The following is an 8,387-nucleotide window of genomic DNA, read 5'->3' on the forward strand; positions in this document are numbered from 1 at the left end:
TGCCGGTGGCGAAGGGCAGTCGCTCGGCGGCGCCCTGCACCAGCGGGTAGCGGGCCGCTCCCCTCGCGCGGCCTGCTGCGGCGAGCTGGGCTTCGGACAGGTCGAGCCCGACCACGGCGGCACCCTCGGCGGCAAGCGCCCTGGACCACTGACCGGCGCCGCAGCCGAGTTCGAGGACGCGCTTGCCGGTGACGTCGCCCAAGGCGCGCAGGTGCGCGTCGGGGATGGAGTACATGCCCCACAGCCGGGGCGCGGCGCCGATTTGTGGGTTGTGCTCGTGCTGGTAGGCGCTGCTGATCTTGTTCCAGAGACGCCGGTTGGCGGGGATGCTGTCCACGTGCCGACTCCAGCACTGCCTGCCGGGTGCGGTCAACGCGATGAGGGCACTGGCGGGCCCTCGCCTCGATCCGGCCCTGACTCGGTCAATGATCCACCGGACGGGCCCAGCCGCCGCCGACCCGCTCGACGGCCGGCAGGACGTACTCCCCGTCGAGAACAGCCTGGTCAGGGGCGTACATCCGCATCACCAACCGGAAGCCGCCCGAGGGCGCGGGCAACCAGTTCGCCTCCTGGGCCGGGTCCGCCGGCCATTCCCCGGCCACGTACAGCGTCAGCGCCCCGCCGTCGTACACCAGGCCCGGCGTCCGGTCCCCGACGGCGTACCGCTCCGTAGGACCGGCGGCCAGATGGTCCCCCGGCACCTCGTACAGGCTCATCGACCAGAAGGCCCCCACGGGCGGCGGCGGTTCCAGCCGCAGGGCGTAGCGGTGGGCCCCGTCGAACGGACGCCCCCGGGAATCGTGGGCGGTGGACGCCGCCAGGGCCTCGTACCCGTGCGGCTCCCACAGTGCCCGGCGCGCCGCCACCGCCCGCACCAGGTAGGCGGCCTCACGGTCCGGGACCCGCCACTGGGGCGAACGCAGCACACCCACACCGAAGTGGTCGAGGTTGTAGTCGTGCAGGTGCGGCTCGGCCTCCCACGCCCCGGCCGGCCGGGAGAGCCCGCTCGCCGCCGCCACCCGCTCCCTGCCCAGCTCCAGCCCCCGTGTCAGCGCCCGTACGAGCGCGGGCCCGGGTGCCACGTACGGCGAGAGTCCCTCCTCCAGCAGCCCCAGGGGCTGGAACCGGTCCTGGTGAGCGAGGTCGGCCGCGGCGGGCGGGAAGTCCGCCATCCACACCCGCATCCGCTCGAAGAAGGCGAGCGCCCCGGGGACGTCGGAGTCCGGTGCGGGCACCCCCGTCCGGTGCGCCCGGTCGCCGAGGTGCGTCAGTGTGAGCTCCTGCTGGAGGGCGCGCACCCGGGGCAGGTCCTCCGGGCCGTGGCAGGCGACGCGGCCGACGAGCGACACCACGGACGTCGGCGCGTCGACGACCGCCACCCCCGCCGGGACGGTCCCGGACCAGCCGGGCGGAACGACCAGCCAGTCCCCCTCCCGCGTACCGGTGGCCCGGCTGCCGACGTACGCGAAGGCGTTGCTCCACGCGTCCACGAACTGCAGGACGTAGTACGCCCCGCCGGTGTCCGGCACGTGCAGCCGCACGGGCCCGCCGGACAGGTCGAGCTGGGCGACGGCGTCGACGAGGTCGGGAACCGCGCCCGGGACGTGCGCGTCCGGAGTGGCGGGCCCGTCCGCGTGGGCGAAGGCGTTGAAGGGCGCGGGCGGGAGGACGCCGCGCCCCACCTGGAGGCACGCCTGCACCGCCGACATCTGGCGGACCAGCGCCACCCCGTAGACGTAGGCGTCTGCGGCGAGGGCGTCGGCACCTTCCGGCACCGGGCCGCCCGGCCTCCGGTCGCCCCGCCGCCCGTACGTCACCTCAGATGACCGGCTTCGTCCTGGCCGCGCACAGGGCCCAGATCACGAACGTGTCGATCGCGATGGAGACGATCGCCCACACCGGCTGGTAGGGCAGCCAGATGAAGTTGGCGACGATGTTCAGCGCCGCCAGTACGACGCCCAGGACCCGGGCCCACGCGGCTCCCGTCAGGATCCCGAGACCGATGAGGATCAGGACGACGCCGAGGCCCAGATGGATCCAGCCCCAGGTCGTGACGTCGAACTTGAACGTGTAGTTACTGATACGTGCGTAGACGTCGTCGGACGCGATGCCCGCGATGCCCTTGAAGACGTCCAGGATGCCGTCCACGAGCAGCAGGACACCGGCGAACATGGTCCCCCCGGCCGCCCAGGGGCTCTCCGGCGGTCCGTGCGGCCGGGTGCTGCTGGTCGGGGGAGCTGACTGAGCCATGGGATCCTCCACTCGGCAGACGCGAGGCCCGTCCAACTGGACCGGCACCTCCGACCCTGGGCAACGCCCACTCCCACGACGACCTGGACACACCCGTTCGGGTGACCCGGTGCGCGCCTCGGTCACGGGGCCGTGACGGTCAGGACCTGCCCCTGGGAGTCGACGGTGAGAGCGATGCGCTCGACCTTGTTCGTCAACGCCAGGACGGCCCACACGACACCCCAGACGCCGCACGAGAAGGCCGCCAGGAAGGCGTGCAGCACGTGGTTGACGGGCTGCCCGCGCACGAGGACGGCCTGGCTCCCCGACCGCGACTCGACCCGCCACCCGGCGGCGATCCGCCGGCTGACCACCCAGTCCAGGATCAGCCCCCGCCGCACGGCGTCCGGCTCCGGGCCGGCGGCCCCGTAATACCCGGGGGGCGGTTCCAGAGACACCTCGACCCGGGACGCTCCACGCAACCACATGGGGCTCACCTCCAGGTTTCGAGGTCTCCGCCTCGCCACTCGATCAGCTCGGGCCGGTCCAGGTCGATCCCCTCGGCCCCTTCGGCGAATCCCGCCTGCCGCAGGAACGCGGCGACGTCCCCGCGCCCGTGCGCCGTCCCCACGATCCGCCCACGCACGGTGACCCGCCGCCCACCGGTCGACGAGGGCGGATACACGATCACGGGCGGATGTCCGGACATGTCTCCACGGTCCCCCTCACCTCACGGGAGCGCATCCCGGGGCGGCGCCAGGGCTTTTCAACCGTGGTGTTTCGCACAGGGGCGCGCCAGAGCCGTCACGCCTCTGCCGGTGGCACGTTGCACAGGCGGAGACGACCCCGTCCGACTCGCACCGGAGAACACCATGACCAACCCGTATCAGCAAAGCCCGTACGTCACCGCGCCGGTGGCACCCGCCGGTCGGCCCCGCATGTTCAACTCCACCTTCGCCAAGGTGGTCTGGACCCTCGTGCCGATCTTGACGATCAGTATCGGCGCCGCCGTCCCCTTCGTCGTAGCCGCGGTGAAGGGTGTCATCAAACCCTGGCTGGCCGTGGCGTACGTCGCTGTCAAGGTACTGCTGCTCGGCATCAGCACGGCCTTCACGTCGGACGACGAAGGTTCGTTCATCGGGATGCTGCTCATCTTCCTGATCGTCGCCTCGGCGACACACACGGCGTTGCTCGACAACGAACGAGTCCGTGTCGGGAAGTAGCGCCACTTCCTGCTCGCAGGCGCCCCGCCGTCCGGACGGTGGGGCGTCGACGGCCGCTGCGCAGCGAGGACTTCTCACCGTCGAAGACCAACCCGACTTTGCCGGGCTCACCGACATGTACCGACGGAACCCCGGACGGGGAGCACTCGCCCGGCACATGAGGGACGTCGTCGAGCGCGGACGACGATCGTGGTGGTGGTTGCTGGGCACATGCGGCCTCGCTCCGTCCTACACACCCACGAGGCGAAGGCCCCCAACCATGATCGGTTGGGGGCCTGTGCACTGGTGGGCGCGGACGGTTTCGAACCGCCGACATCTGCTTTGTAAGCCTGGCGCCGACAACCGGACGGCCTTAGCTGGTCAACGGCGGTACAGCAGTCCCCAGCGCCAAGCCCATCAGGGCCTGCCCGCACCGCCTGACGCCCCAACTGACCGTGGGTGACCGCTCAATCTGGCACGGATCTGGCACGCGTGGCTCGCGCTGCCCTATGTCACGCCCCGGCCGGGCTGGCCCCGTGGCGCTGGTAGAGACCCTTCATTTGCTGGATCCAGAAGCTGAACTTCTCGTCCTTCGATGCACTCACGGGCAGAAGTTGGAGCTCCTTAGCCAACTGATAGAAGCCCGGGCCGGCGTCGTTAGCATCCATGTAGTTCACCAGCGCCGAGAGCATGAGAGGAGGATCGGAAGGGGCACTCTCTTGATCCCGCTCCACGATCAGGCCTAGCAGATGGCCCATGGCTGCTCGCTCGTCAGCACGCTCGAAGCCGAAGCTCCTGCAGCCGGTTCGCCTGGCCAGGGAGACGTTGAGCTCGGTGTACGAGGTGACCTTGCCAAGCTTCGCCCGCTCGACAAGGAAATCTCGCCCGGTGTCTACCAGCAACTCCCACTCACTGTCCGCGCGGCCGTATCCAGGCATCCCGCCCCCTCAACAGAACCAATCAGTACGCGGGAACGTACAGTGCTGGACGAGGGACCACAATCACCCGATTGGCGGGTACTGGGCGAGCGACTGGCACAGGCACCTGGGCAGGTCGGTTGTGTGAGCTGTCCTCGGCTGACAACCCACAGTGACACCCAGTAGAGTCAGACACTCAAAAGGTGCCCCCCACATCTGCTGTGACGTGAGCTCGGCTCTCACATCGCCGCAGGTCGGAAGGCACCTTTCGTTGTCAATCTGTCGGATCGCCTTACTCCGCTCAACCGTCCTGGGTGAGACTGAGCCGACGTTGAGGGGAAGTCACGGATGAACTTCGCAGAAGTGGTCGCTGCCTACGGCCAGGACGCCAAACAGCGGCTGTCTGGGCCTGGACAGCGTGAGGCCCTTCTCATCACCCCGGTCTCTAATCTCGTCGAGCAGGCGGGAGCCTTGCTTGGGCTGTCCGTGGTGGCTCACAACGAGGTGGCTGAGCTGGACGGAAGCGTGAGACCAGATTTCGGAGTCAGGGTCAACGGGGTCATTACGGGCCACGTCGAGCTGAAGGCTCCTGGCGTCAGCCTTGACCCTTCGTCGTATGGCATCTCGACGCACAACTACAAGCAATGGCAGCGACTTCGGGAACTGCCTAACCTTCTCCACACAAATGGAACTGAATTTCGCCTCTGGCGTTACGGCGAGCTTGTAGACACTCCTGTTCATATCCATCGAGTTGACCTGGTCAGCGAGAGTGGGCGTTTGACGGCGCCAGGCAGGCTCGAACTGGTCTTCAACTCCTTCTTGCAGTGGTCCCCCACACCCATCGTGTCAGTGCCAAAACTGGTCAGTGTTCTGGCACCACTGGCTCGCCTTCTCCGCGAAGAGGTGCACGAAGCTCTGCGAGCCGAACGCCGCGCCATCAGGGCAGGTGCCGATGCAACGCGTATGCCATTTACGGGTATCTCGAAGGACTGGAGAAGACTGCTCTTCCCGCAAGCCACGGATTCCGAGTTCTCAGACGGGTTCGCACAGACTGTTGTATTCGCTCTCCTCCTCGCACTCAGCGAAGGAATCGACCTTGACAACGAGCCGATCCGCGAGATTGCACATCAGCTCGAAGGTCATCACTCGCTCATGGGTAGGGCACTGAATCTACTTACGGAGCACGTCGAAAAGACTCCGACCTGGTCAGCCATAGAGATCATCCTTCACGTTCTTGCTGCCGCAGATTGGGGCCGCCTGGGCCGAAACGGCGACGAGCTGTACCTACACCTCTACGAGGACTTTCTAGCCTCCTACGATCCGGAGAAGCGCCGCAGCTCCGGTTCGTACTACACACCGGTTCCCGTGGTCGACGCTATGGTGCGGCTCACTGATCTCGCGCTCAAGCACTACATGGGGAAACCCGATGGATTTCGTAACCCACATGTCAACATCGTCGACCCCGCTATGGGTACGGGGACCTATCCCCTCTCGATTCTTCGACACGTAGCAGGTGAAGCCGCGGCTCAATACGGGCCGGGAGCCGCGCCTGAAGCTGTGAGCAATGCTGTCTCTCGCACCTACGGAATTGAACTTCAGTCCGGTCCGTTCTCCGTTGCCGAACTTCGCATCAGTTCCACTATCAGTGATCTCGGAGCCGACCTCCCGAGCGATGGACTCAACCTGTTTGTTGCAGACACTCTCGAAGATCCCTACAGTGCGAGCGACAGCCAACTATCCTTCACAGCGCAACTGATTGCCCGGCAACGTCAACGCGCCAATCAAATGAAGCGGGAACGCAATGTCCAGGTCTGCATCGGCAACCCGCCCTATAAGGACCACGCTGGCGGCGTGGGAGGCTGGGTCGAAAACGGCGCCGACCCCGCTACGGGCAAACCGCCGCTTGAGGCGTTCAAGCTGCCCGGAAATGGCAAGCATGAACGTCATCTGAGTAACCTCTATGCTTACTTCTGGCGCTGGGCAACCTGGAAGGTTTTCGAGTCCACCAACCAACCAGACGAGCGTGACGGCGGTAACGGCGTCATTTGCTTCATCACCGCCACTGGCTACCTCGCAGGTCCCGGCTTCAAAGGAATGCGCGAGTATCTGCGCAGAATGTGTTCCCACGGGTGGATCATTAACGTCACACCCGAAGGGAAGCAGCCCCCAGCAGCCAACGCGGTCTTCAATATCGAGACACCAGTCGCTATTGCCCTGTTCCTGCGCAAGCAAGGTGTCGACGACACCAAGCCGGCTGAAATCAAGTACATCGACCTAAACGGCACCAAGAAGCAGAAGTTCGAACAGCTTTCCGCTCTCACATTCGACCACCAGCACTGGCGCAGTGTGCGTCCCGAATGGACAGCTCCATTCACCCCCTCGGCTGCAACTGGATGGGATGACTACCCCGCAGTAGATGACCTCCTCCCTTGGCGAGCCAACGGCATCATGGCCGGACGCTCTTGGGTATACGCCCCCACTCCGGGCGTGCTTGATTTTCGCCTCCGCAGCGTAATCAACGAAGATGATCCGGCAGTGAAATCTCAGAAGTTCAAAGAAAAGCGCGACGCTTCTTTGGTTAAGACGAAGAAGCCCTTGCCAGGGGCAGACACGGAACAGGAAACCAATATCCCGTTTGGTCGGATCACGATGCTTACGGAGGCGCACGCAGTACGTTGCGGGTTCCGCATGCTCGACCGACAGTGGCTCATCGCTGATTCCAGGCTACTAAGCCAACCCTCACCCACCCTATGGGAGGGGCGCGTCGACGGCCAGGTCTTCGCTATTGAACTGCACTCAGAGTATCCGAAGGCTGGACCCGGAATCGTATACACCAACCTAATTCCGGACGTGCATCATTTTCGCGGCAGTGGCGGGGGACGCGCCCTACCTAAACTTCACCCTGACGGCACACCGAACGTCGCACCAGGCCTAGTTGACGCACTGTCGAGACTCATGGGCGTACCCATTTCACACGGCGACATTTTCTCCTACATTGCGGGCATCACTGGGCACTCTGACTTTGTCGCCCAATTCGATGACGAGCTCCGTACACCCGGAGTGAGAGTTCCCGTGACGAAGGATCCACATCTATGGGCGCGAGCCTGCCAGTTGGGAGCGCATGTCCAGTGGCTTCACACCTACGGCGAGGCTGGCAATCATCCGCAGGGTCTTACAGAAATTCGAGATCCAGCCATCTCAGTTGACCACCCTAGTTATGCCGTAGCGGTAGGCAGCAATATGCCTACTGATTGGCGATACGACGCCTCAAGCCGTTCACTGCACGTCGGAGCTGGAAGGTGGGACGGTCTCACTAAGCAGGCAGCTGAATACACCGTGGGCGGCAGAAAGGTACTCGACTCCTGGCTGGATTACCGCATGGCGGAGCCAAAGGGGCGCATCACGTCGCCACTAGACGAGATGAATGCACCGCAGTGGGATTCTCAATGGTCTACCGAGCTGACCAACTTGCTCAGCATTCTCACACAACTTGTGAATCTCGAAGATCAAATGAGTGACCTGCTCACAGACGTTATCGCCAGCGAGATTTTCACCCGACAGGAACTAGCTGCGGCCGGCACACAATGGCCCACCACCGACGCAGACAGGCGCCCTCGACTGACCGTTACTGGGGGGCTGTTCGGCGAGCTTCCCCCCGCCTAAGCGCGCGGCCTGGGCAAGTATGTCGCTCGCATGGAGACGGCCACCGCTGATCACAAGTGTCAGGACAAATGATCAACGGTGGCCGCAGGTCATAGTGTAGGACCTGCCGCCCAGCGGGCATCATTTTCAAGTCGTTGATGAGCTGGCTCACCAGGTGCCCTCGCCTCACGAGGGGCCACCTTCCCCCCTTCCTTCTCGCGCAGCCGCTGATCGGCACCTCAACCCACTGCTCACCCCGGCTCCCATCCCGTCCGCCTTCGACCCACACTCCGTGGAGCGGTCGTGGTTCAGGGCGTCAAGGTGGAGCGCGCCACTGTACGAACGACCTTGACGCCTGAGCTGCCCTGGGTTTCGTAGCGGCCGGTTTCTCTGGTTT

General features: G+C 65.1%; 8 protein-coding genes. 2 read left to right on the top strand and 6 right to left on the bottom strand.

The genetic code is table 11. The features are described 5' to 3' along the window. The 5 genes from IH13_RS0132610 to IH13_RS0132630 form a co-directional block, all read right to left on the bottom strand. Nucleotides 1–337, bottom strand: a 337-nt coding sequence (locus tag IH13_RS0132610) for a class I SAM-dependent methyltransferase (RefSeq protein ID WP_031090148.1), incomplete at its 3' end; no start/stop codon positions are given. A gap of 85 nt (nt 338–422) precedes the next feature. Continuing rightward, nucleotides 423–1,775 (bottom strand): DUF1254 domain-containing protein, encoded by a 1,353-nt coding sequence (locus IH13_RS0132615; RefSeq protein WP_031090150.1) that lies wholly within the window; start codon nt 1,773–1,775, stop codon nt 423–425. Between the two features lie 43 nt (nt 1,776–1,818). Then, the gene (locus IH13_RS0132620; protein ID WP_031090151.1) at nt 1,819–2,250 is read right to left on the bottom strand and encodes a DUF7144 family membrane protein; all 432 of its coding nucleotides are present in this window, start codon (nt 2,248–2,250) and stop codon (nt 1,819–1,821) included. Nucleotides 2,251–2,372: 122 nt separating this feature from the next. Beyond that, on the bottom strand, nt 2,373–2,717 hold the full coding sequence (locus tag IH13_RS0132625; protein ID WP_031090153.1) for a DUF8108 domain-containing protein: 345 nt from the start codon (nt 2,715–2,717) through the stop codon (nt 2,373–2,375). Nucleotides 2,718–2,722: 5 nt separating this feature from the next. Beyond that, entirely contained in the window at nt 2,723–2,938 is a 216-nt protein-coding gene (locus tag IH13_RS0132630; protein ID WP_031090155.1) for a hypothetical protein, read from the bottom strand. A gap of 163 nt (nt 2,939–3,101) precedes the next feature. On the opposite strand from IH13_RS0132630, the gene IH13_RS0132635 reads away from it, so the two are divergent. Next, nucleotides 3,102–3,452 (top strand): hypothetical protein, encoded by a 351-nt coding sequence (locus IH13_RS0132635; protein ID WP_031090157.1) that lies wholly within the window; start codon nt 3,102–3,104, stop codon nt 3,450–3,452. 491 nt (nt 3,453–3,943) lie between these two features. Here IH13_RS0132635 and IH13_RS0132640 read toward each other — a convergent pair whose 3' ends face one another. Next, nucleotides 3,944–4,369 (bottom strand): hypothetical protein, encoded by a 426-nt coding sequence (locus tag IH13_RS0132640; RefSeq protein WP_199814921.1) that lies wholly within the window; start codon nt 4,367–4,369, stop codon nt 3,944–3,946. 327 nt (nt 4,370–4,696) lie between these two features. Here IH13_RS0132640 and IH13_RS41655 point away from each other — a divergent pair, with 327 nt between their 5' ends. After that, nucleotides 4,697–8,011 (top strand): type ISP restriction/modification enzyme, encoded by a 3,315-nt coding sequence (locus IH13_RS41655; RefSeq protein ID WP_082317792.1) that lies wholly within the window; start codon nt 4,697–4,699, stop codon nt 8,009–8,011. Nucleotides 8,012–8,387 lie beyond the last annotated feature (376 nt).

The organism is Streptomyces sp. NRRL WC-3549 (assembly GCF_000721935.1).
GTDB lineage: Bacteria > Actinomycetota > Actinomycetes > Streptomycetales > Streptomycetaceae > Streptomyces.